Raw genomic sequence first — 22,023 nt, 5'->3', positions numbered from 1 at the left:
GAGCAGGTAACATCGTCCGCTGGATGTTACGCGCTCAATAGGGATCGTTTAAGGATGCAAGGAGAGAGTTGGATGATGAAACCGGTAGGCATGCTCGCGGCGCTTTTGCTAATGAGCGCAGCCCACGCTCAGGAGAATCGCTACACGTTCGATGACATGGAGCAAACGGTGAACGAAGCCTTTTCCAGAGGGGTGGAGTGCCAGGCCAGCACCGATGAGGTGATGACGCCCGAGTGCGAGGCGTTCATGGAGTTTCACATCGAGCGTTACTCTACCGGGCTTTTGAAATTCGGCCAGGAAATGAACACGGCTGATTACAACGTTTACGGCGGTATCAAGGAGTCGCGGATCGATGAAATGTTTCGAAAAATCGATGAGATCGGCAAGATGGAAACGTTTATCGACTCGCTATCGCCGCGCTCAAGGATTTAAGCGAACGAGTCGCTAGCGGCCAGCGAAAGCCTGGCTTTTTCTTTGGTTACCCCCTGGCCGATGCTGGCGCCTGACTCGGAATAGTGCCCCAGCGTTCGGGTATGACGCTGCGAATAACCTAAAAAGTGGGTCAGACGAATAACAGGCATCAAAAAAGCCACCTCAATGGGCGGCCTTGAGCGTATGCGCTGACTGCGTTAACAGTCTTCTGAAACCCAATGGCTCTCTTGCGATGAGGTCATGGTGTCGACGTTTGTGACGTGAGTTCTCGTAGAGAAATGTTTTTCGCTATGCCGTGTTGACGATATAGCGATGTCGACATTCAAATCAGGCGTGGACTTTGAGGCTTTAACTTCCAGCGTGTTCGTATCATCCGAGATATCGATTTCCTGAAAGCCTTCTTCAGAGAAGTGTTGTCTTATAGTGGGCTCAAAATCCTGCGATTCCTCCACGGTAATACATTGGTGTTCGATGTAGGTTCCTTGCTGTACTTCTGGAGGCACTTCGCTTTCGATCGTGACCGTTGTCTCCCATAGGCCAGGTTTAACTTCAAAGGCCCCGGCTGGTAGAGAAACCGCTACAAGCAATGAGACAAACAGGCTTTTTTTCAGCATATTTCCTCCATAACTAAATCAACAGGCGCCAAGAATAGCCCAAGTCATGGCCGGCTTTAAGCGTGGCGATATTAGGCAGCTCAAACGCAAGCGTGGCTAAACAGAGATGGGGTAAAAGCAGGAGCTGAAAACAATGTAACAACCAGTGCTTTAGTCTAATTTTGTGCCAAAGTGCACTGGTCTGGCTCAGGCAGTATAACGGCAGGTGTTCCCCTCGTTATACTTTTGGGATTTTTGGAAGGCTAGAAACTAAAAAGGGAACCAGCCAAGTAGCTGATTCCCCAGTATAAGTGGCGGAGGGACAGGGATTCGAACCCTGGATAGGCTATTAACCTATGCCGGTTTTCAAGACCGGTGCATTCAACCGCTCTGCCATCCCTCCGGCTTATGGGTGCGTATACTACCACTATTTCCTTGGAAGTCAACGCCTTTGGTCAAATTAGTAGAGACGGAGGCCTACTCGGGTGATATTGCCGCCCTGCATTTCACTCACGACCCAGTGGATGCCGTGCCAATCGATGTCGTCGCCGACCACCGGGTGGCCGCCCACGCGCAGCGAGACGAATTCCGCCAGGCTCATTTCCTGCTCGCCGGGGCTCAGGGTCAGCCCGTAAGCCTGGGCGATGTCCTGCATGTAAGCGCTGCCTTCGAGGGTGAAGGTACCGAAGAAGGCGCGTTCCTGCTTGAGCTTGGCGTCGCCGTTGAACAGCCGGTTGAGCGCGGTTAAATCTTCCGACCGGCCGATCACGCAGATGACGTCCTCGAGCTTCAGCCGGGTATTGCCCTTGGGGTGGAGCATAACGTGGTTACGAAACAGCGCCGAGATCAGCGCCCCGGAGGGAAAGCGCAGCAAACGGATGGGCACATCCTCGAGATCCTGGTTCTCGACCACGTAGACGAACATCTCGAAGTCGTTCTCCGGAAGAATGCCCAGTGGCCCGCGCCGGTTGGGCGTGGTGCCAGCGGGAACCTGGATTTTGAGCCAGCGCGCGACCAGTGTGAGCGACCCGCCCTGGATCAGAAGCGACATCAACACTACCGCAAAGGCGACGTTGAAGTAGAGCGAGGCGTTCTCTACACCGCCGATCACCGGAAAGATCGCCAGCACGATCGGTACCGCGCCGCGAAGCCCGACCCAGGCAATGAAGAACGTCTCGCGCCAGCGAAACTTGAAAAACGGCTTGATGGTGATTAAGACCGCCAAGGGGCGGGCGATGAAAATCAGCGCCAGCGCCACCAGCCCGGCGGGCAGTATGACCTCGACCAGCTGGCTCGGCGTCACCAAAAGCCCCAGCACCAGAAACAGACCGATCTGGCTAAGCCAAGCCAGGCCGTCGTGTACGGGCAGGATGAAATTCAAGTGCCGCCCCGGCTGGTTGCCGATCATCAGCCCCGCTAGGTAGATTGCCAAAAAGCCGCTGCCCCCGAGAACGCTGGTCAACCCGAAGACGCTAAAACCGAGTGCCAGGGCGAGCATGGCGTAGAGCCCCGGCGCCAGGTCGAGCCAGCGCAAGAGCTTCGCGGAAAGCCACCCGCCGCCCAAGCCTACGACCAAGCCGATGCCAAATTGTGAGACAAAAAATATGAGGGTTTCGACGATGCCGCCCATATCGCCGACGAGCAGCTCGACCAGCATCAGCGTGAGAAAGATCGCCATCGGATCGTTGGTGCCGGACTCGATCTCGAGCGTGGCGCTGACCCGTTCGTTGAGGCTAACCCCGCGACCGCTGAGCATCGAAAAGACCGCCGCCGCATCGGTGGAGCCGACGATCGCCCCGACCAATAGCCCTTGAATCAGACTAAGCTGGAACACCCACATGGCGATGATGCCGACGATGGCGCTGGTGATGAATACCCCTGCGGTGGCCAACGACAGCGCCGGTTTGAAGCCGACCCGAAACGTCTTTAGGCGAGTGCGAAGCCCGCCATCGAGCAGAATCATCGCCAGCGCCAGGTGGCCGATGACGAAGGCCATGCTGTAGTCGTCGAAGACGACGCCCAGCAGGCCCTCTTCGCCGGCCAGCATGCCCAGCCCCAGAAAGATCAGCAGCAGCGGAACGCCAAACATTGATGAAAGCCGGCTGGCCAGAATGCTCAGCGTCATGAGAATGCCGCCGATCAAAAAAAAGGTATACAGTGCGTCCATGTCTCTCCGTCTCTACATCAATGCCGCTCTATTATTGCACGCCCCCCGCTATTTTACTGCGCCGCTTAAGGGCTTTATGGCGGCCCAACGCTGGCCAGGGGCGGCGGCCACCCGCTACACTCCGGCTTCACGCCCCTGGAGTGTAGCGATGCCTCACCTGACTATCCGCTGGCCGACGCGCCTGGTGTTCGCCGGTGCGTTGTGTCTTTTGTTTTTATCCTGGTTGGCGCTGGCCGGTGATGAGGACACGGCGTCGGATCAAAACGCCGAAGTGTTATCGCTTGAAAGCGAGGTCATGCTGCCTCCAGCGCTATGGCCCGACGCTGCCCCCTTGGCGCGCGATGAAAGCGCCGCCGACGCTGATCCCGAGGTTCAAGCCGAGAATGCATCGCCGGATCAGCCCGAGCCGGTGCCTTCGGCCGCGCTTGCGCTGCCGCCGCCGCTGGATCCGCCGCCGCTAACCGAGGTGTCGGTCATGCTCGACTGGTACCTGAGCCCACAGCACGCCGCGCTGTTGATCGCCCAGGCGCGGGAACTGTTCAAGGAGCAGGGCTTGGCGGTAGAGCTTTTGAGCCCGGCAGACCCCACCATTGCACTCAAACTCTTGGTGGCCGAAGAGGTGGATTTGGCGCTGACTCGCCAGCCTATACTCCACCTGCAGGCACATAAGGGGGAGCCTCTCACGCGGGTGGGGACGCTGATCGAAACGCCCTTGAACGCCGTGATCGTGACCGGCAGCGCCGCCGAAACCGACGATGTGGCCCTGCTGGCCGGGCGCGATTACGGCTTTTCTACCCGAGAAGGCGAGACCATCGTGGCCGAGCGGCTTATTCCTCAGTCGCTGCGTCAAACCGATGGCTTCAAGGCGCCGGTCAACGTCCACTTCGATGCCACCGCCGCCGTCGTGCGCGGCGACGCCAACGTCATCGCGGACGGCTACTTTGACTCGCTACCCGAGCAGCTTGCGCCGGAGGGGATCGAGAGCCACGTCATTCGCTATGAAGAGATCGACATTCCCCGCCACGATGGCGTCATCATAGTGGCCAATAGCCAAACGCTAGGCCGCCGCGGCCCGACCTTGGCGCGCTTCATGAGCGCCGTCGAGCAGGCGAGCCACTGGATGATCGAAAATCCCGACGCGTCCTGGGCGCTCATCGCCGAGCAGCACCCGATTCTCGATAACGCGATCAATGAAGCGAATTGGGCGTCGCTTCTGCGCCGCCTGTCACTCAGCCCGGCGGCGGTGAACACTCGCCGCTATCAGGCGTTTGAAACCTACTTGTTAAAGCGCGGCCTTATCGAGGAGACGTTGCCGGTATCGCGACTGGCGGTCGACCCGCATACGCTGGCCGAATGACGCACCACTTTTCAAAAATCCCTGCATGAAATTTCCATGGATTTTTCCATAGAGAGCACCGAACACGGAGAGCCATGAGCGAGCCCGTTCTGACGTTTATCGATGTGGAAACCACCGGTACGAGAGCCACCCGCGATCGCATCACCGAAATCGCCGCGCTGAAGGTGGTCGAAGGGGAGATCGTTGATCGCTGGGTGAGCCTGATCGACCCGGGTACCAGCATTCCGCCGTTCATCTCAAAGCTCACCGGCATTCACGACGATATGGTTGCCGACGCCCCGCGATTTGAGACGATCGCCGAGGCGTTCAAAACGTGGCTTGGCGAGAGCTGTCTGGTCGCGCATAACGCCCGCTTCGACTCGAGTTTTTTGCGCAACGCCTTTAAACGCGCCGGGATCGACTATCGCCCCCGGCTGATGTGCACTCTGCGTATCTCGCGAAGGCTCGAACCCGAGCAGCGCCAGCACAACCTGAAAAGCCTGCTCGAGCGCTTCGATATCCAGACCGCACGCGCCCATCGCGCCGAGGACGATGCCGAGGCGCTATGGCGGCTGTGGCAAGCCTGGCAGCAGCGCTTTCCCGCCGAGCAGTGGCAGGCCGCTACCGGCCAGGAGCGAGAGCACCGCAACTTGCCGGCGCATCTCGACAGCGCTTTGGTGAGCGAGCTTCCACCGCGCCCGGGGGTATATCTCTTCTATGGCCATAATCGGCTGCCGCTTTACGTGGGCAAAAGCATTAACCTGAAAAACCGGGTGAAAGGGCACTTTCAGCGCGATCATCAGGATGACAAAGCGATGCGCATGCTCCAGCAGATTCAGCACATCGAGTGGGAGGAGACCGCCGGCGATTTGGGCGCTCAGCTTCGCGAGGCGCAGCTAATCAAGGAACTGATGCCGATCATGAACCGCCAGCTACGCCGCCAGGGTGGGCTGAAAACCTGGTTCTGGCCCGAGGGCGAGCACGCGCCGACGCTTGCCGGAAGCTCCGTACTGATCAGCTCGGCACCGGGCAAGCGCTTCGGGCTTTTTCGCCACGGGCGCGAGGCCAAGCAGGCACTCAAAACGATCATCGAGGAGCACAAGCTCTGCCCGCAGGTGCTGGGGCTTGAGAAGGGAAAAGAGCGCTGCTTTGCCAATCAGCTCGGCAAGTGCGCCGGCGCGTGCTGTGGCAAGGAGTCGCTCGAGGTGCATACCGAAAGAGCGCAGGCGGCACTCGAGCGTTTGAAGGTGAGCGCTTGGCCCTGGCCGAACAGGATCGTGATTCGCGAAAAAAGCGCCCATACCCGTAAAAGCGCCTACCACGCGGTGGATCACTGGTGCTATCTCGGCAGTGCCGCGTCGCTTGATAAGGCCAAACGGCTCGATTTCGAGGCGGTTCAGTTCGACGTGGATACCTATCGCATCCTGAACCGCTTTCTGCGAAGCCCGGAGGAACATGGGCTAAGCATCACGCCGCTTTAGGCCTCGGAGTCGTCCTCTGCGTTTATAAAGGTGCTGACCGCTTGCTGAAACGCGTCGGGCTGGTCGGCGTGCAGCCAGTGGCCCGCCTCTTTGAGCGTGATGACGCGTGCGGTCGGCAGCATCTCTTTCAAGGCTGGAATCATGTCATCGGTGACGTAGTGCGAGTCGGCGCCGCGCAGCACCAGCGTCGGGCCCTGGTAGGGCTCTTCGCCGGCGGGCAGGCCGATGATCGCGTCATAATCTGCCTGTATCTCGTCGAGGCCCACGCGTAGCGACATCTGCTTGTCGTCATTGCGCACCAGATTGGTCGCCAGGAAAAGACGCGTCGGGCGGGAGTCAACGTGCTCGGCCATGACCGCATCGGCGCTCCTGCGATCGGTAGGTTTGGCTTCGCGCACCGCGTTCAGGGCGCTGAAAACGTCGTCGTGGCCGTGGTCGTAGCGAACCGGAGCGATGTCGCCGACGATTAATGATGCCGTAAGCTCCGGCGCCAGCCGCGCCAGGCTGATGGCAACCTTGCCGCCCATCGAGTGACCCAGAATGTGCGCCCGCTCGATCTTCTCCTTTTTGAGCAGCGCGATCACGTCTTGGCTCATCGCCTCGTAGTCCATGCCGTCGGCGTGGGGGGAGCGACCGTGGTTGCGAAGGTCGACCGCCATCACCCGGCGCTGCTGTTGCCATACCTTCAGGTGCGAGCGCCAGTTGTCGGCGCTGCCGAGAAGGCCGTGCAGCACGACGAGCGGCGTTTTGTCGGGGTCGGCGCCTTCGTCGGCCTCGATGAAATGAAGATCAACCGGAGTAGCGCGGCTCATTGAGCCTCCTTGATGGGCACGTTTTTTGAATCAGGCGACTTTTGGGGCGTGGTCGCGCTGTCCTGTCCACACCACGAGACGCCGGGTCAGCCAGGCTAGCAGCAGCCCGTATAGCGGCAAAAAGAACAGCAGGCTGATGGCCAGCTTGATCGCGTAGTCCACCGCGGCGATTTCTACCCAGTGGGCCGCCATGAACGGGTCCGGGCTATTGTAGAAAGCGGTGAAGAAAAAGGCGAACGTATCCGCCAGGTTGCCCAGCACGGTGGAGAAGACCGGCGCGACCCACCAGGCCCACTGGCGCAGCCGGTCGAACACCTGAACGTCGAGCAGTTGGCCGAGAAAGTAAGCCAGAAAGCTTGCCAGAGCGATGCGCGCCACGAACAGGTTCCATTCGCCAAGCGCCTCGATGCCGGCGAAGCTCCCTTGAGGGAAGATGACCGAGACCACGTAGGAGATCGCAAGCGCCGGGAACATGACGCGCAAAATGATCGCCCGCGCCGGCCCCTTGCCGAACAGGCGAACGGTCAGGTCAGTGGCCAGAAAAATGAACGGAAAGCTAAACGCGCCCCAAGTGGTATGAAACCCGAAAAGCGTAAAAGGAAGCTGTACGAGGTAGTTGCTGGCGGCGATAACGCCGATATGAAACAGCACCATGATTAGTAGGCAGCGGCGGTGCTGAGCGTCGGTCAGTGCAAACATGTGAAAGGCCTTTTTAATAGCAGGAGGGGTTAGGGAACCCTCAACGGGGCGCAAGCGCCGGGGCCGCGCATTATACGCAAACCCTCCAGTAATTAAATAGAGAGCAAGCCCCCCTCTAAAGAGGGAGCACAATTGAGTGTGCGGCCAAACGCCGCGTCCAGCGCATTTGGAATCGCGGTTATGCTTGCGTATTGACCTGGTGATAACCGACTTTGAAGATCGCTTAAAATGCGAAGCTACAACAGGAAAGTCAAGGTCGATGAGGCGCGACTATTTCGTTCGTGCATTCGCATCGATTGTTATCTATAAGATTGAATTAGAAAGATAGTTGAATAGACTCGACCCCAAGCGATGGGCGACACTCGCTACAGTACCGTGACAAGAAATAGCGGAAACCGTTAACGCCGCGCCGGTGTTGATTGAGGGGATTTTTCAGGAACCTATTGGCACTTAGCGTGTTCAATATCATCAGGTGGTCAGGAAAGGAGAAACAGCATGAAGCATCTTGAGAAGTGCGAGCAGTGTGGCAAGGAGTATGACCCCTCTGAACCCAAGGGAGCCCCGGAAGATCCGGAAAATTGCGATAGCTGCGGCGCCGATATCAAACCTAAAGGACGTCGATCAAGTTTTCTGGTCGATGACAGCAACGAAGAAGATGGCGGTCAGCACATGCTCGAAAAAACGCTGAGAGAAGCCTCTCATAAGGCCGATACAGACGATTAAACAAAAACGGTTCAGCCTAAGCTGAACCGTTTTTTTATGAGGTCAAGGCGTTTCGATGAGTAGCCTAGTAGGTCGCCTCGGTACGTGAGCCGCGTAGGCAGTCGCCATAGTGCATGGTATCACCCAGCTGTTCTGCCTGTTTACGACACTCTGCCGAGCGCGAAGAGCTAGCGCCTGAGGCGCAACCGGCGCTTACCAGCATGATGGCAACCAAACCCAAAGCGAACATGGACTTCATAACCTTCTCCTGACATTGACGTGTTTAACACTGTGCGATGATAGCAGCCATGCCACCATTTGGGCATGGGCTATAACGATTCAACCCCCTCTAGGAGGACCGATGGATAAAATCTACGCTTGGGACGTCAAGCGCGAACGCATTGTCTACCGCATTCCCGGACAAACCCTGGAAGACGGCCGCGAGGATAGCGATCTACATCCTGTTTGGATGCCAGCCGAAGCGGAAGACCTGCCCGACGGCGTCGAAATCGAGGATTTGCGGGAGGTCGAAAGCTGAAACTCCCGCCCCTAAAATCTCGGCTAAGGGGCGGGCAGAAGTGGGCGATCTCTATTTAACTTGATCGGCTTATAGCATTTCCTCGAGCCACGTTTGAAAGGTGGCCCAGGAGCGCTGATCGGCACGCTCATCAAAACGGTCGCTACCAAAAACGCTAAAGGCGTGAGGGGCGCCGGAGTAGATGCCTACTTCGTAGGTGATATTTGCTTCTTCGAGCTGTGAGGCGAGGTCGGCGACATCGTCCAGGCTTACCATTTCGTCAGCACCCCCGTGAGCGATAAAAATCGGCGGCGTATCGCTCGAGTAGGACTGACCTTCGGGCGTTTCAAGGCCGCCGTGGAAACTCGTGTAGGCGGCAATGCCCTCTGCCTCTCCAGAGCGCGCCATTTCTAGTGCCACAGTGCCGCCAAAACAGTAGCCTATGATGACGGTTTCATTTGCTGCACCGTGCTCGCGTGCCTGCCTCAATCCTGCCAGCGTCAGTTCGCGCATCCGCTCACGGTCTTCGTACAGGGCGCTGGTGGCGGCCTGCTTCGCTTCCACTTCTTGGGGGCGGTTACCCTGACCGAAAAGATCCACCGCGAAAGCGTCGTAGCCCTGTTCGGCGAGCATGTCGGCGCGCTCACGCTCGTAATCATCGACGCCGTCCCAATCATGGACGATCAGCACGCTGCCTTTGGATTCGCCCTGAGCCTCAACGAAATAGCCTTCAAAGCTTTCGTCACCGACCTGATAGGTCACGTCTTCCCCCTGAGGGTCAAAGCCAAATGCCTGGCTGCTCAAAAGAGTGGCGGCAGCCAGCGCGTTAAGCGTCAGAATAGGGCGGATGGATAGCGTCATGGTGACTCCTTTTACCGGGTTTACATGGAAAGAATAAACTCGCATTTATTCGAGGTGATGTTATATCTGTAAAGTCAGCATAGACTCATTGCGTTGAACCATCGTCCAACGACGAGCTTTTTCTAAATTTGAAGGGCTTGCACCGGGAACTACGTACCGGCATGCTTGTCCGTTGTTAGTACGACTACCAGGGAGTTTATAACCATGGCGTTCAACGATTCGCACACCGTACGACCGCAGCAGGATCAGGCGGTTAGCGGCGCTAGAGCCAATAAGGTACTGCGTAATACCTATGCACTTCTGGCCATGACGCTGCTGTTCTCGGCCGTTACTGCTGGCACCTCTGTCGCGCTCGGCGTACAGCAGATGAATATCTTCGTTTTCTTCATCGGCGCTTACGGGCTGATGTTTCTGGTTCATAAAACCGCCAACTCCGCCGCGGGGCTACTGGCCACCTTTGCGTTCACGGGCTTCATGGGCTTCACGCTTGGGCCGATCATCTCAGCTTATCTGACGCTGCCAAATGGCGGCGCGCTGATCATGAACGCGCTGGCCATGACCGGCTTGACCTTCATCGGTCTTTCCGCCGTCGCGCTGATGACTAAAAAGGACTTCAGCTTCCTTGGTAACTTCCTGATGGCGGGCGCCATCGTGCTGGTCCTCGCCATGGTGGCTGGATTGATCTTCCAGATTCCGGCGCTGTCGCTGATGGTCTCTGCCGGTTTCGTACTGTTCGCCTCGGCGTCGATTTTGTACCAGACTAGCGAGATCGTTCACCGTGCGGGCGAAACCAACTACATTCTGGCGACGATCACCCTTTACGTCTCCATCTACAACCTGTTCGTAAGCCTTCTCTCTATCCTGGGTATTATGAGCAACGACTGATTTTTTAGTCGACCCGCTACCCAAACAGACCCTACTTCGGTAGGGTCTGTTTTTTTATGGGCGGTTCATGCCCGCAACGAACAGGTGTTGGAGTCAGGGGCATGAAGTTAAAGCCATGAAGTACGGACTACTGGTGACAGGCGCGCCCTATTCAAGCCCGGCCCCGCATTCGGCGCTGCGCTTTGCTCACGCCGTGATCGGCGCGGGCCATACGCTTACCGGCGTGTTTTTCTATCAGGACGGCGTGCACAACGCCTCGTCGCTGATGAGCCCACCCCAGGACGAGCTTAATTTACGAGAGGCCTGGGCGTCGCTTCATCGCGACCACGCCACTACCCTGGACGTTTGCGTGGCGGCGGCGCTTCGCCGTGGCGTGCTCGACCACGCCGAGGCCAAACGGCACGGCCTGACCCAGCACAGTTTGGAAGCGCCATTCGAGCTGACGGGGCTGGGCCAGCTTTTAACGCTGCAAAAAAGCTGCGACCGATTCATTACCTTCGCCTGACGCTTCAACCCCCGAACCTGTTTTCCCAACTCTCCACCAGAGGCACAAGATGACCGAGCACTCCGTCCGTCTGATCACGCTGACAAGCGCTCCCTTTGCGTCCAACACGCTGAGAGAAGGGCTTGACGTGGCGCTGGTCGCTGCAGCGTTCGGCGAGCCGGTCACGCTTTTATTCGCAGGTGACGGCGCGCTGGCGTTGGTGAAGGCGCAGCAGGCTGGCGCGCCGGGGCAGAAGGCCATTCTGCCCACGCTAGAGATGCTTGAAATGTACGACATCGAAGCGCTGCTGGTGCCCGAGAGTAGCCTTGCGGAGCAGGGCCTCGACGCTTCGCAGCTCATCGAGGCTGCGCGGGTCATCACGCAGGACGAGATGGCAGCGCTCTATCAGTGTTCGAGAGACGTGCTTCATTTCTAATGGTTGTCGATGTTAAGGAGGGCGCATGCTGCATATTTTAAATCAGCAGGTCGACGCGAGTTGCGCGACGCAGATGCTGCGTGTGGTAGCTGAAAGCGACGAAGTCGTGCTGATCGAAAAAGCCGTTCAAGCGTGCCTCAAGCCCGAATGGGCCGGGTTCGAGCAGTGTAAAGGCCGGTTGTATTTACTTCAGGAAGACCTGGTATCACGAGGGCTTTTTGCAATCGCCGAAAATCAAGCGTTATCCATGGTGGACATGGCGGGATTCGTAGCGCTATCCGAGCGCCATGAACGAAGTGTGACCTGGTACTAATATGAAAGATGAAAATTTATACCGTTATCTTGATGTTAATAACACTATAAAATTAGATCCTGAAGGATATTTGGTTGATCAAACGTTATGGAGCAATGAGGTAGCCGAGGCGCTGGCCAATGATGAGGGCTTGGCCCTGACGCCAGCACATTGGGAAATCATCGCGGTCGTCCGGGAGTTTTATGCTCGTTTCGAAATGGCGCCGGCCATGCGGCCGCTGGTCAAAGCCACGCGCCAAGCGCTGGGGGGAGAGAAGGGCAACTCGCTTTATTTGATGTCGCTGTTTCCGGAAAGCCCGGCGCGGCGCGTGGCGCGCTTGGCAGGGCTGCCCAAGCCGACCAACTGCCTTTAAAGGTGGTTAAATTAAATCGCCTCGCGTGCATACGGACAGCACCACTGCATCCTCGACGCTGGTCGATACCAGCGCGTGGCCCATGTCGCTGTCGAAGTAGATGCTATCGCCCTCGGACAGCGCCTGAGGGGCGTAGAACTCGCTGTAGAGCAGTATGTCGCCTTCCAGCACCATCAAAAACTCTTCGCCGTCGTGGCGTACCCACTGCTGGTAGGCCTCGAAACTGCGCGCCCGCACGACCGTCTTGAAGGGGATCATGCGCTTTTGGGCTAGCTGGTGACCCAAAAGCTCGTGTTCATAAGTTGGGGTAGGGTGAAGCTGGCCCTTGCCTTTGGGCGTCAAATCGCGCCGGCCCATGGTGTAGTGTTCGCGCCTGGGTGGGGTGAACAGCTGGGGCAGGTCGATGGCAAGCCCGGAGGTGAGTTTCTGAACGACGCTAAAGGTCGGCGAGACTTGGTCGTTTTCGATTTTTGATAGCGTCGAGCGGGCGATGCCGGTACGTCGGCTGACATCCTCGAGCGTCCAGGTATTGGCCAGGCGAATCTCCTTGAGCCTGGCGCCCAAGCGAAGCGGCTCGACGAACTCCTTGCGCCCCGAAGCGATCCTTAAGGCCGCGTGCTCGTCATACGTCTCGGTCATGAATCAGCGCCGTCCTGTTGCCTGTCGTTACCCTCGTCAAGGCGCCATGTTATCACGATTGCCCTTTACGCCGTTTCACCCGGCGCTTATGCGCCGGCGCCGGGGGTGGCCTCGAAAGGCAGCCCCAGTAGCGCCTTGAGGTGCTCGCTGCAGCCGCTGGCTAGTGATTTCGGGTTGTAGCCGCCCTCGAGGACCGACACCAAGCGGTTTTCAGCGTAACGCTTTGCAATCTCCATGGCTTGGCAGGTTATCCAGTAGTAATCCTCGTCCTCCAGCTCGAGCTCGCCCATGGGGTCGTCGCGGTGGGCATCGAAGCCGGTAGAAAGCAGCACCAGATCCGGCTTGAAGTCGTGAAGCGCGGGCAGCCACTGCTGCTCGACCGCCGATCTAAAACCCGCGCTGCCCGTACCCGCCTCGAGCGGGGTATTGACCACGTTCGGCCACTCGCTTTTGAGATAGCGCCAGGGGTAGAAGGGGAACTGGTAGCTTGTGCAGATCAACACGTTGGGATCATTTTTGAAGATATCGATGGTGCCGTTGCACTGGTGAACGTCGAAATCAAGAATCGCGACGCGCTGGGCACCGTGGTGCTCGCGGGCGTGGGCTGCGCCAACGGCGACGTTGTTGTAAAAACAAAACCCCATCGCTTCGGCGGCCTCGGCGTGGTGGCCCGGCGGGCGCACGGCGCAGAACACGTTGTCGGCCTGGCGCTTGAACACCTGATCAATGCCCTTGACCACCGCGCCCGCCGCTACCCGGGCCGCTCTGAGCGTATCCGGGTTCATCAGCGTATCGCTATCGAGCGCTGTGAGCCCCTGCTCCGGGAGGCAGCGCGCGAGCGCTTCGAGATGGCGCTTTGCGTGAACCCGCTCGAGCGCTGCCGGCTCGACTTCCCTGGCCTCGCCCTGCATGGTTTGCTGCAAGAGCCCGTCCAGCGACAGGCGCGCCCGTATGGCCTCGAGCCGCGCGGGACTTTCCGGGTGGTCCGGGCCCATATGGTGCAAGACGCAGTCGGGATGGGTAAGGTAGGCGGTAATCATGCAGGCGCTCCATTCAATGTCAGGCTACCTTAATCGCTATGAGTGCGTGCGCGACACTGATCATAAGTCGTACATGAAATACTCCCAGGAGATGCGTTCGTGAGCACCCGCTTTTTACATCACTTTTTCGAGCCGCAAACGATCGCCGTTTTTGGCGCCTCTGAAAAGCCGGAGTCCTTGGGCGGGTTGGTGCTCGGCAACCTCCAGGAGGGTGGGTTCAAAGGTAAACTTTGGGCGGTCAATTTAAAAGGCTACGACGAGGTTTTCGGCGTGCCGTGCTTTGCCAGCATCGATGAGCTGCCGGCGCCGCCGGGGCTTGCGGTGATCTGCTCGCCGGTGGAAGGCGCGCCAGCGCTAATTCAGGCGCTGGGCAAAAAAGGCGTGCGCGCGGCGCTGGTGCTCTCGGGCGGGGCGTATCTGGACCGCGAGCAGGGCAGCCAAGGCTCGATTCGCGAGCAGATGCTTCAGGCTGCTCGCGAGTCCGGCATTCGTGTGCTGGGCCCGGAGTGCATGGGGTTGATCGTTCCCAGCAAAAAGCTCAACGTCTCCTACGCCAGCCAGCCGGTCAAGCCCGGGCGGGTGGCGTATCTGGGGCAGTCCGGCATGCTTGCCAATGCGATGATCGACTGGGCGGCGGGGCGCGACGTGGGCTTTTCTCACCTGATCACCGTCGGCGACAGCGTCGATGTACTGCTGCCGGATTTGATCGACTACGTGAACCAGTTCTCGCCGGCCCAGGCGATTCTGCTTCACCTGGAGCGCATCAAGGATGCCCAGCACTTCATGACCTCGGTGCGCGACGCCTCGCGCAATCGCCTGGTGCTGGCGATCAAAAGCGGACGTACGCCAGAATCAGATCTTTCCGACATGGCACCAACGCCGGGCATTGCTAACCGCGACGTGGTCTTCGACGCCGCCTTTGCTCGCGCTGGGGTGGTTCGCGTCAATGATTCCGATGAGCTGTTCGATGCGCTAGAGACGCTTTCACGCATGCGCCCTCTGCGCGGCGACCGCTTGGCAGTGGTCTCCAACGGCCTGGGTCCGGCGATGCTGGCGATCGACAAACTCATTAGTGCCGGCGGCAAGCTCGCCGTTTTCAGCGACGCCACGCAGACGCAGCTTACCGAGCGCAAGGTGGACCGAAGCAAGCCCGGCGAGAACCCGGTGGACTTGGGCGGCAACGCGACGCCCGCGCGTTTCGTCGAGGCGCTGGAGATCGTTACCGCCGACCCCAACGTTGACGCGGTACTGGTCGTACATGCACCGACCCGCCTGGCACCCTCGGTCGAAACCGCTCAGGCGCTGATCGATAACCGCAAGCGCTTTCGGCGCAATCTGTTGACCAGTTGGATGGGCCTAAAAGAGGCCTCGAAGGCGCGCAGCACGTGTAGTGCGGCGGGTATTCCCACCTATATTTCGCCGGAAAAAGCGGTCAAGGCGTTCATGCACATGGTCGACTACCAGCGGGTACAGGCGCTTTTGCATGAGATTCCGCCGAGTTTGACCTTCAATACCCGTCCCGCGGACCGCCAAGCTTGCCGAGAGCTAATCGCGATAGCCAAAGAGCAGCGACGCTACGCGCTCACTCACTCGGAAACCGCAAAAGTGCTCGAGGCCTACGGAATCCCCACCGCGCCGAGCGTCTATTTGCAAAAACCGAGCGATGCGCTCAAGGAGCAGGGGCACTTCGTCGGGCCCAAGGCACTCAAGGTGGTGCACGATGGCAACTGCCACCCGTACCGTTACCGCCGCCACCCGCACAAGATCTCCGCCGGGCTGCTGCAGGATCTGGACACCCCAAGCCAGGTCGCCGACGGCGTTCAGCGCTTGGGCGACAAGGTGCAGGAAAAGTTTCCCGAATACACCATTCGCGAGTACTGCCTGCAGCCAATGCAGCGCGGCAAGCACTCGATGCAGATCTGCGCCGGCATCACTCGCGACCCGGTGTTCGGCCCCTTGATCGTGTTCGGGATCGGCGGCTACAAGGTGAATGTGCTGGCAGATCGCCAGGTGGCGCTGCCGCCGCTGAACATGAGCCTGGCCGCGGACATGGTGGGGCGCACCCACGCCGCCTCGCTGATTCGCGAGCACTCTGGAGAGGCGGAGCGCGACATAGAGCGACTTTGCCAGCTGCTGGTGAAGCTTTCGCAGATGGCCTCGGATCTGGTGGATCTGCGCGGGCTCGAGCTCAACCCGCTTTTGTTGAACCGCGATGGGCTGCTCGCGGTGGATTTCGCCATGGATCTCGGCCCACCGGCGCGCTTTGCGATCATGCCCTATCCGGAAGAGCTTCGTGAGTGGGTCACGCTTAAAAACGGTTGGCAGGTCGAAGTGCGCCCGATTCGTGCCGAGGATGCGCCGCTGATTACCCGCTTTCACACCCGGCTTTCCGAGGAGAGCATTCGGTTTCGCTACTTCCACAACAAGTCGAACCTGTCCCAGCGGGATCTCTCGATCCTTTCGCACATCAACTACGACCGTCAGATGGCGTTCATCGCCGAGCACCAGCACGACGACGGTAGCAAGGAGATGCTGGGGGTGGTGCGGGTCTACAACGACGCCGATAACCTGCGTACCGAGTTCTCGATCATCGTACGTGACGATCTGCAAGGGTTGGGAATCGGTAAGCTATTGATGGAAAAAATGATCAGCTATTGCCAGAGCGTGGGCACCATCGAAATGATCGGCAAAATCATGATGGATAATCACCCGATGCGCGCGCTGATGAAGCATTTGGGGTTCACCAGCCGCTACAACATGGACGAGCAGGTGATCGATGCCGTACTACGTCTCAACGAGCCGGACAGCGATTGGCAGCGCCATCGCCTTGAAAGCCTGCCGGATTGAACCTTCAACTCCGTGAATGAAAACGCCCCTGGCAGCCTTTGCTGCCAGGGGCGTTTTTCAACGCGTGTATCAAGGCGCGAGGCGAAAACGGCTCCAGGGGCCGTCATCCTGGCGCTCGAAACGCACCCGGTCGTGCAGACGGCTAGGCTGGCCTTGCCAGAATTCGATCATGTCCGGCTTGATGCGATAACCGCCCCAATGGATCGGCCGCGGAATGGGCTGGCCATCGTAGGCGTGCTCGAAGCGAACCTGGCGCTCCTCGATCCATTTGCGATCCGGAATTACTACGCTTTGAGTCGCGATCCAAGCGCCAAGCTGGCTACCCCGTGGCCGGCTCTGGAAATAGGCATCAGACTCTTCCGGGGCGACTTGCTCGACCGCCCCCTCGACTCGTACCTGGCGAGAAAGACCCGGCCACCAGAACGTTGCCGCCGCAAAGGGCACGTTGGCAAGCTCGCTGCCCTTATGGCTGTGGTAGTTGGTATAAAAGACCAGCCCTTGGGCGTCGACCCCTTTCAACAGCACCACGCGGGCGTGAGGGTGGCCCTGGCTATCGGCGGTGGCCAGCGTCATGGCGTTGGCGTCCTGGCCATCGCTTTCGAGAGCGGCCTCTAACCACTGGTCGAAAAGCGTGAACGGGTCGTCCGGCATGACGGCTTCTTCCAACAGCCCGCCTTCGTAGTCGCGCCGAACATCGGCAATATCGCGGTTCATGATCGCTGCTCCCTGAAGCGTTGTTGAGTATCTTGATTTGTATTGACTATCGTTTTCACCGAGGCGGTCAGCGCGGCGCCTTTTGAGGGCCAAACCGGGCATAGCCAAGCGAGCCGACGAACAGCGCGGCAGCGGCGGCGATTTCAAGCGCGCCGCGCAGAAACTGCCCGGTGGCCGCGGCAAACATCACGCCTTGGGCGATGTATAAAAGGCTGACGAAGGCGAGCCAGGCGTGGCCCCGGGGCCGCTTGCCGATGATCGACGGCAAAAAGAGCAACAGTGGCAGGGCGAAGGCCAGTACCGGGCGCCAGCTGTATTCGTCCCCCTGAACCTGAAAGCCGCGCAGCATTACAAGCCCCAGCAGTACCACGAAGCTGACCAACACCACCCGGCGCGTTTTCTCGCTAAGCGCCTGCCGCCCATGACGGCGCTCCAGATCGAGAAGCCACTGCCTCATGAGGATGCCTCGCGAAGCGCCTCGAGCGCCACCGCCAGCCGCGCCACGCGCCTGCCTTGGGCGACACACAGCGCACGCTCGTGCTCGTCGATCACCCGGTCGCTACGCCCGCCGGCCACGTGGCTCGCCCCGTAGGGCGTGCCGCCGGTTTGGGTCTCGATCAGCTCGGTTTCATTATAGGGGATGCCCGCGTAGACCATGCCGTGGTGCAAAAGCGGCACCAGCATGGTCAAAAGCGTACTCTCCTGACCGCCGTGCATGCTCGAGGTCGAGGTGAAGCAGGTGGCGGGCTTGTCGATCAGCGCGCCGTTCATCCAGAGATTGCTCGTGGTATCGAGAAAGTACTTGAGCGGGGCGGCAATGTTGCCAAATCGAGTGGGGCTTCCCAGCGCCAGACCGCTACAGTGGCGAAGATCTTCGAGGTCAGCGTAGATGGCGCCTTCCTCCGGCACCTCGCTTTCAACCGCCTCGGTGGTGGGAGAGACCGACGGCACCGTGCGAAGCCGCGCCTTGATACCTGCCACGCTTTCAACCCCCGCCGCCACTTGGCGCGCCATCTCCCGCGTGGCGCCGGAGCGCGAATAGTAAAGAACCAGAATATAAGGGGTGTTGTCGCTCATGGGGTGTCCTTGAAAAGCCGAGTCTTGGCGCGCGGATCAATTGCGTCGTTCGCCGCCGGCAGGTCGTAGCCCGGCAGAGCCGGGATGCCTGAGCCGGCAAGCGCCACTAACTTATATCCTACCAGAGCCTGCTCGTTTGGCGCAGCCGCGTTGGATGATGCGCTCAGGCGCCGATAGACCCACGCGGCTTCGCCGCTTTCAAGCTCCACCTCTTCACGGCGGTAACGAACGCCCAGCCGCTCGTAGCGGTCGAGCCGAGAAAGCTCCCGAGGCGTGACGGTGAGCAGAAGCCCTTGAACCGAGCCCTGCGGGGATGGTGAAAGATCGAGGCCGTTTTTGGTAAAGCCGCTGAGTGCGTCAGCTTGCGCCTCGCCGGTGGACAGCATCACCACCCAGCGCACCGGAGCAAAACGCAGCGTGCCGTAGACGAATACCTGATGGCTTCGCTGCTCGATAGGCTCAATGTGGGCCGGGCGCTCGTAAAACCAGGGGCTCAGCATGGTCAGCCAGAGCCACAGCGCCACGGCCAGCACGGCGAGTAGCGCCAAGGCCAACCCCCTTTTTATCCAGATCATGTTCTATCCTTGTAGTGTTAGCCGACCCTGTATGATGCAAAACGCGTTATGCAAGAGCGCCCTTTGAAAAGAGAGCCCTTAAGCCCGGCGCCGCTTTATGCCAGGATATCGATTGCACCCACTCCGAGGAGCCCGCCATGAATCAGCCACTTCGTGATGACTTTCGTGAGGACATGGATTTTCGCGCTTTTGTCGGTGATGTGAAACCCCTGGCAAAGGGCCGCCGGGCGGATACGGGCGACCGGCGCTCTCGCCCGTCCGAGGCGCAGCTGGCCCGGCGTGAAAGCGCCGAGGCGGCTACTGAGCAGAACAACTTTCTGTCCGACGACTTCGTCGATCTGTTGCCACCGTTCGACCCCATCGAGTATCGCCGCGAGGGTATCCAGCAGGGCGTGGTCGATAAACTCAAACACGGTGGCTATCCCGTTCAGGCTCAGCTCCACCTGTTGAGGCGCCCACTCGCCGAGTGTCGGCGAATGCTCTTTCCCTTTATCCAGGACGCCTATAGTCACGATCTGCGCTCGGTAATGATCGTTCACGGCCGCGGGCGTGAGATCGACAGCCCCGCCAACGTGCTGCGCTCGTACCTGGCAAAGTGGCTCTGCCAGTTCGACGAGGTTCAGGCGTACGTCTCGGCGCAGTCTTCCGACGGTGGGCTCGGAGCGACTTGGGTGATGCTGCGCAAAAGTGACCGGGCCAAGGCCAATAACCGCGAGCGCCAGCAAAAGCGCCGCGGCTAGCGTGCCGATGCACCAACGACAAAAAGGGCAGCCCGAGGGCTGCCCTTTTAAATGAGCGGCCAAGAAGCGGCCGCTCGGTTTTCCAAAGTTGTTACTCGGCAGAGGCCAAGCGGCGCTCGAACAGCGCGGAGCGCGTCTGGACGTCGGTCTGATAGCGCACGCTGAATGCCTTGAGCGCGCGCAGGGCGGTCTCCGGGTCTTGATCCTGGCGCAACGCCATGGCGTTGAAGCCGCAACGCTCCATGTAGTTGAGCTGGTCGATCAGCACGTCGCCCACGGCGCGAAGCTCGCCGGTGACGCCGTAGCGCTCGCGCAGAAGCCGCGCCAGGCTGTAGCCGCGACCGTCGGTGAACGCGGGGAAGTCGATCGCCACCGCCTGGACCTGCTTAAGCTCTTCACCCAGCGCCGGTGTCAGCTCGGTATCGCTGGTCAAAAGCGGGGCGAGGTCGGTGTCTTCGGCGTGCTCGCGCCAGAGCGCCAGCGGCACGAACGCCGGCAGTTGCTCGGGTAGAGCCTCAGCGTCATAAGAGACGCACCAAGCGTTTTCGGCGGCAAGTTCGCCGTCAACGATCAGGTGGTCGACGTGAACCGGCGTGGATGCCGCTTCCTGTGCAGCGGCGTCGTTGGCATCAGTGGGCATACACGCGCTCCTTGAAGGGTTTCAGACCGATGCGGCGGTAGGTATCGAGAAAACGCTCGTCCTCGTGGCGCTCGGCCACGTACACTTCGAGCACTTTTTCAACCACGCTGGGCACGTCTTCGCGGAAAAACGACGGGCCCAGAATCTTGCCAAGCGAGGCGTCATCGGTGGAGTTACCGCCGATCGAGACCTGGTAATACTCCTCGCCCTTTTTATCGACCCCAAGAATGCCGATATGGCCGACGTGGTGGTGACCGCAGGCGTTCATGCAGCCCGAAATATTGAGATCGATCGGGCCTAGGTCATAGAGGAAGTCGAGATCCTCGAAGCGCTCCTGCAGCGACTGGGCGATCGGGATCGAAACCGCGTTTGCCAGGCTGCAGTAGTCGCCGCCGGGGCAGCAGATGATGTCGTTGAGCGTGCCGACGGTGGGGTTGGCCATGCCGAGCGCCTCGAGCTCCTGCCAAAGCGTTTCGATCTCGTCGACCGGCACGTCTGATAGCACCAGGTTCTGTTCGTGGGTCACGCGAATTTCACCGAAGCCATAACGGTCGGCAAGATCCGCCACCGCGTCCATCTGGTCGGCGGTCACATCGCCCGGTGCGTGCTCGCGGCGCTTGAGCGAGAGCGTTACCGCCTTGTAGCCCGGCACCTTGTGGTCGGTCACGTTGTTGGTGACAAAGCGCGCAAAGGCGCGGTTCTCACCGCGTAATGTCTCGAAAGCCTGTATGGCGCTTTCATCGACTGGGCGGCGCTCGGGCTCGGGGAAGTGGCGCTTGGCGTCATCCACTGCTGCCTGGTTAAGCGTCTGCGGGCCGTCTTTCAGGTGCGCCCACTCTTCTTCGACGCGGCGGCGGTACTCCTCGACGCCCAGCGCCTTGACCAGAATCTTGATACGCGCCTTGAACTTGTTGTCGCGGCGGCCGAACTGGTTATAGACGCGAACGCAGGCTTCGAGATAGGTGAGCAGGTGCTGCCAGGGCAGGTCCTCGCGCACGGTTTCGGCGATCATCGGCGTACGGCCCAGCCCGCCACCGGCGAGTACCTTAACACGCAGCTCGCCCTCAGCGTTGTACCAGAAGCGCAGGCCGATATCGTGAACCTGGATCGCCGCGCGGTCGTGGTCGGCACCGCTGACCGCGATCTTGAACTTGCGCGGAAGGTAAGCGAACTCCGGGTGCAGCGTGGACCACTGGCGGATCAGCTCGCACCAAGGGCGCGGGTCTTCGACTTCGTCGTTGGCGATACCGGCGAACTGGTCGCTGGTCGTATTACGGATACAGTTGCCGCTGGTCTGGATGGCGTGCATCTGCACCTTGGCGAGCTCGCCCAGAATGTCCGGCACGTCTTCCAGCGCCGGCCAGTTGAGCTGCAGGTTCTGGCGCGTGGTGAAGTGGCCGTAGCCACGGTCATAGCGGCGCGTGATCTCGGCCAGCGCCTTTAACTGATGACCGGCGAGCATGCCATAGGGAATGGCGATACGCAGCATCGGCGCATGGCGCTGAATATACAAACCGTTTTGCAGGCGCAGCGGGCGAAATTCCTCTTCACCGAGCGTGCCGGCGTGGTAACGCTCCATCTGATCGCGAAACTGAGCGACCCGCTCGTCAACGAGCGTTTGGTCGTGAATATCGTAACGGTACATGTGCACGGTCCTGCATGGCGAAATGGTCACGTCGGG

26 protein-coding genes and 1 tRNA gene are annotated in these 22,023 nt (G+C 59.7%); 12 read left to right on the top strand and 15 right to left on the bottom strand.

The window, feature by feature from the left end; all coding sequences use genetic code 11:
• Positions 1-72 precede the first annotated feature (72 nt).
• On the top strand, positions 73-432 hold the full coding sequence (locus tag ACGLWX_RS01400) for a hypothetical protein (protein ID WP_396236722.1): 360 nt from the start codon (positions 73-75) through the stop codon (positions 430-432).
• Between the two features lie 197 nt (positions 433-629).
• Here ACGLWX_RS01400 and ACGLWX_RS01395 read toward each other — a convergent pair whose 3' ends face one another.
• From ACGLWX_RS01395 to ACGLWX_RS01385, 3 genes are all read right to left on the bottom strand, one after another.
• Positions 630-1,046 carry a DUF3617 domain-containing protein gene (locus ACGLWX_RS01395; protein ID WP_396236720.1) on the bottom strand — a complete coding sequence of 139 codons (417 nt, stop codon included), beginning with the start codon at positions 1,044-1,046 and terminating at the stop codon, positions 630-632.
• Positions 1,047-1,337: 291 nt separating this feature from the next.
• A tRNA-Ser gene (locus ACGLWX_RS01390) sits at positions 1,338-1,428 on the bottom strand.
• A gap of 57 nt (positions 1,429-1,485) precedes the next feature.
• The gene (locus tag ACGLWX_RS01385; protein ID WP_396236718.1) at positions 1,486-3,192 is read right to left on the bottom strand and encodes a potassium/proton antiporter; all 1,707 of its coding nucleotides are present in this window, start codon (positions 3,190-3,192) and stop codon (positions 1,486-1,488) included.
• A 148-nt stretch (positions 3,193-3,340) separates the two neighbouring features.
• Here ACGLWX_RS01385 and ACGLWX_RS01380 point away from each other — a divergent pair, with 148 nt between their 5' ends.
• A complete protein-coding gene (locus ACGLWX_RS01380; protein ID WP_396236716.1) occupies positions 3,341-4,549 on the top strand; it encodes an ABC transporter substrate-binding protein in 1,209 nt (402 codons plus the stop codon).
• Positions 4,550-4,623: 74 nt separating this feature from the next.
• Positions 4,624-6,009, top strand: a complete 1,386-nt coding sequence (locus tag ACGLWX_RS01375) for an exonuclease domain-containing protein (protein ID WP_396236714.1) — start codon at positions 4,624-4,626, stop codon at positions 6,007-6,009.
• On the opposite strand, the gene ACGLWX_RS01370 is transcribed toward ACGLWX_RS01375, so the two are convergent.
• Both ACGLWX_RS01370 and ACGLWX_RS01365 read right to left on the bottom strand, forming a co-directional pair.
• Positions 6,006-6,821 (bottom strand): alpha/beta fold hydrolase, encoded by an 816-nt coding sequence (locus ACGLWX_RS01370; RefSeq protein WP_396236712.1) that lies wholly within the window; start codon positions 6,819-6,821, stop codon positions 6,006-6,008. The genes ACGLWX_RS01375 and ACGLWX_RS01370 overlap by 4 nt on opposite strands.
• A 30-nt stretch (positions 6,822-6,851) precedes the next feature.
• Entirely contained in the window at positions 6,852-7,520 is a 669-nt protein-coding gene (locus tag ACGLWX_RS01365; RefSeq protein WP_396236710.1) for a 7-cyano-7-deazaguanine/7-aminomethyl-7-deazaguanine transporter, read from the bottom strand.
• Positions 7,521-8,015: 495 nt separating this feature from the next.
• On the opposite strand from ACGLWX_RS01365, the gene ACGLWX_RS01360 reads away from it, so the two are divergent.
• Positions 8,016-8,243 (top strand): hypothetical protein, encoded by a 228-nt coding sequence (locus ACGLWX_RS01360; RefSeq protein WP_252108790.1) that lies wholly within the window; start codon positions 8,016-8,018, stop codon positions 8,241-8,243.
• 64 nt (positions 8,244-8,307) lie between these two features.
• Here the strand turns inward: ACGLWX_RS01360 and ACGLWX_RS01355 are convergent, their stop codons facing one another.
• On the bottom strand, positions 8,308-8,481 hold the full coding sequence (locus tag ACGLWX_RS01355) for a hypothetical protein (RefSeq protein ID WP_252108789.1): 174 nt from the start codon (positions 8,479-8,481) through the stop codon (positions 8,308-8,310).
• A gap of 102 nt (positions 8,482-8,583) precedes the next feature.
• On the opposite strand from ACGLWX_RS01355, the gene ACGLWX_RS01350 reads away from it, so the two are divergent.
• Positions 8,584-8,760, top strand: a complete 177-nt coding sequence (locus tag ACGLWX_RS01350; RefSeq protein ID WP_252108788.1) for a hypothetical protein — start codon at positions 8,584-8,586, stop codon at positions 8,758-8,760.
• 69 nt (positions 8,761-8,829) lie between these two features.
• Here ACGLWX_RS01350 and ACGLWX_RS01345 read toward each other — a convergent pair whose 3' ends face one another.
• Entirely contained in the window at positions 8,830-9,600 is a 771-nt protein-coding gene (locus tag ACGLWX_RS01345; protein ID WP_396236708.1) for a dienelactone hydrolase family protein, read from the bottom strand.
• A gap of 204 nt (positions 9,601-9,804) precedes the next feature.
• On the opposite strand from ACGLWX_RS01345, the gene ACGLWX_RS01340 reads away from it, so the two are divergent.
• The 5 genes from ACGLWX_RS01340 to ACGLWX_RS01320 all read left to right on the top strand — a co-directional run bounded on the left by ACGLWX_RS01340 (position 9,805) and on the right by ACGLWX_RS01320 (position 12,070).
• Positions 9,805-10,485, top strand: a complete 681-nt coding sequence (locus ACGLWX_RS01340) for a Bax inhibitor-1/YccA family protein (protein WP_396236706.1) — start codon at positions 9,805-9,807, stop codon at positions 10,483-10,485.
• Positions 10,486-10,600: 115 nt separating this feature from the next.
• Positions 10,601-10,990 carry a sulfurtransferase complex subunit TusD gene (tusD, locus tag ACGLWX_RS01335; protein ID WP_396236704.1) on the top strand — a complete coding sequence of 130 codons (390 nt, stop codon included), beginning with the start codon at positions 10,601-10,603 and terminating at the stop codon, positions 10,988-10,990.
• Between the two features lie 49 nt (positions 10,991-11,039).
• Positions 11,040-11,405, top strand: a complete 366-nt coding sequence (locus tag ACGLWX_RS01330; protein WP_396236702.1) for a DsrE family protein — start codon at positions 11,040-11,042, stop codon at positions 11,403-11,405.
• Between the two features lie 25 nt (positions 11,406-11,430).
• Complete coding sequence (tusB, locus tag ACGLWX_RS01325) at positions 11,431-11,718, top strand: sulfurtransferase complex subunit TusB (RefSeq protein WP_396236700.1); 288 nt, start codon at positions 11,431-11,433, stop codon at positions 11,716-11,718.
• Between the two features lies 1 nt (position 11,719).
• A complete protein-coding gene (locus tag ACGLWX_RS01320) occupies positions 11,720-12,070 on the top strand; it encodes a TusE/DsrC/DsvC family sulfur relay protein (protein WP_396236698.1) in 351 nt (116 codons plus the stop codon).
• Positions 12,071-12,076: 6 nt separating this feature from the next.
• Here ACGLWX_RS01320 and ACGLWX_RS01315 read toward each other — a convergent pair whose 3' ends face one another.
• Both ACGLWX_RS01315 and ACGLWX_RS01310 read right to left on the bottom strand, forming a co-directional pair.
• Positions 12,077-12,709 carry a helix-turn-helix domain-containing protein gene (locus ACGLWX_RS01315; RefSeq protein ID WP_396236696.1) on the bottom strand — a complete coding sequence of 211 codons (633 nt, stop codon included), beginning with the start codon at positions 12,707-12,709 and terminating at the stop codon, positions 12,077-12,079.
• 86 nt (positions 12,710-12,795) lie between these two features.
• Positions 12,796-13,749 (bottom strand): histone deacetylase family protein, encoded by a 954-nt coding sequence (locus ACGLWX_RS01310; RefSeq protein WP_396236694.1) that lies wholly within the window; start codon positions 13,747-13,749, stop codon positions 12,796-12,798.
• Between the two features lie 99 nt (positions 13,750-13,848).
• Between ACGLWX_RS01310 and ACGLWX_RS01305 the strand changes: the two genes are divergently transcribed.
• A complete protein-coding gene (locus ACGLWX_RS01305) occupies positions 13,849-16,596 on the top strand; it encodes a GNAT family N-acetyltransferase (RefSeq protein ID WP_396236692.1) in 2,748 nt (915 codons plus the stop codon).
• Positions 16,597-16,665: 69 nt separating this feature from the next.
• Here ACGLWX_RS01305 and pdxH read toward each other — a convergent pair whose 3' ends face one another.
• The 4 genes from pdxH to ACGLWX_RS01285 all read right to left on the bottom strand — a co-directional run bounded on the left by pdxH (position 16,666) and on the right by ACGLWX_RS01285 (position 18,962).
• On the bottom strand, positions 16,666-17,310 hold the full coding sequence (gene pdxH / locus ACGLWX_RS01300; RefSeq protein WP_396236690.1) for a pyridoxamine 5'-phosphate oxidase: 645 nt from the start codon (positions 17,308-17,310) through the stop codon (positions 16,666-16,668).
• 67 nt (positions 17,311-17,377) lie between these two features.
• On the bottom strand, positions 17,378-17,767 hold the full coding sequence (locus tag ACGLWX_RS01295; RefSeq protein WP_396236688.1) for a DUF2069 domain-containing protein: 390 nt from the start codon (positions 17,765-17,767) through the stop codon (positions 17,378-17,380).
• The gene (gene wrbA, locus ACGLWX_RS01290) at positions 17,764-18,387 is read right to left on the bottom strand and encodes an NAD(P)H:quinone oxidoreductase (RefSeq protein ID WP_252108776.1); all 624 of its coding nucleotides are present in this window, start codon (positions 18,385-18,387) and stop codon (positions 17,764-17,766) included. Before wrbA ends, ACGLWX_RS01295 begins: the two co-directional genes overlap by 4 nt.
• On the bottom strand, positions 18,384-18,962 hold the full coding sequence (locus tag ACGLWX_RS01285) for a gamma-glutamylcyclotransferase family protein (protein ID WP_396236686.1): 579 nt from the start codon (positions 18,960-18,962) through the stop codon (positions 18,384-18,386). Before ACGLWX_RS01285 ends, wrbA begins: the two co-directional genes overlap by 4 nt.
• 137 nt (positions 18,963-19,099) lie before the next feature.
• Between ACGLWX_RS01285 and smrA the strand changes: the two genes are divergently transcribed.
• Positions 19,100-19,702, top strand: coding sequence for a DNA endonuclease SmrA (gene smrA, locus ACGLWX_RS01280; protein WP_252108775.1), 603 nt, complete (start codon positions 19,100-19,102; stop codon positions 19,700-19,702).
• 91 nt (positions 19,703-19,793) lie between these two features.
• Here the strand turns inward: smrA and ACGLWX_RS01275 are convergent, their stop codons facing one another.
• Positions 19,794-20,342 carry a DUF934 domain-containing protein gene (locus ACGLWX_RS01275; protein WP_396236684.1) on the bottom strand — a complete coding sequence of 183 codons (549 nt, stop codon included), beginning with the start codon at positions 20,340-20,342 and terminating at the stop codon, positions 19,794-19,796.
• A complete protein-coding gene (locus tag ACGLWX_RS01270) occupies positions 20,332-21,987 on the bottom strand; it encodes a nitrite/sulfite reductase (protein ID WP_396236682.1) in 1,656 nt (551 codons plus the stop codon). Before ACGLWX_RS01270 ends, ACGLWX_RS01275 begins: the two co-directional genes overlap by 11 nt.
• Positions 21,988-22,023: the final 36 nt, after the last annotated feature.

The sequence above is a fragment of the Halomonas sp. HMF6819 genome (assembly GCF_044335525.1).
In the GTDB taxonomy this organism is placed as follows: domain Bacteria; phylum Pseudomonadota; class Gammaproteobacteria; order Pseudomonadales; family Halomonadaceae; genus Vreelandella.
The sequence above is the reverse complement of the archived record's forward strand: the minus strand, read 5'-3'. Positions and strand labels throughout refer to the sequence as shown.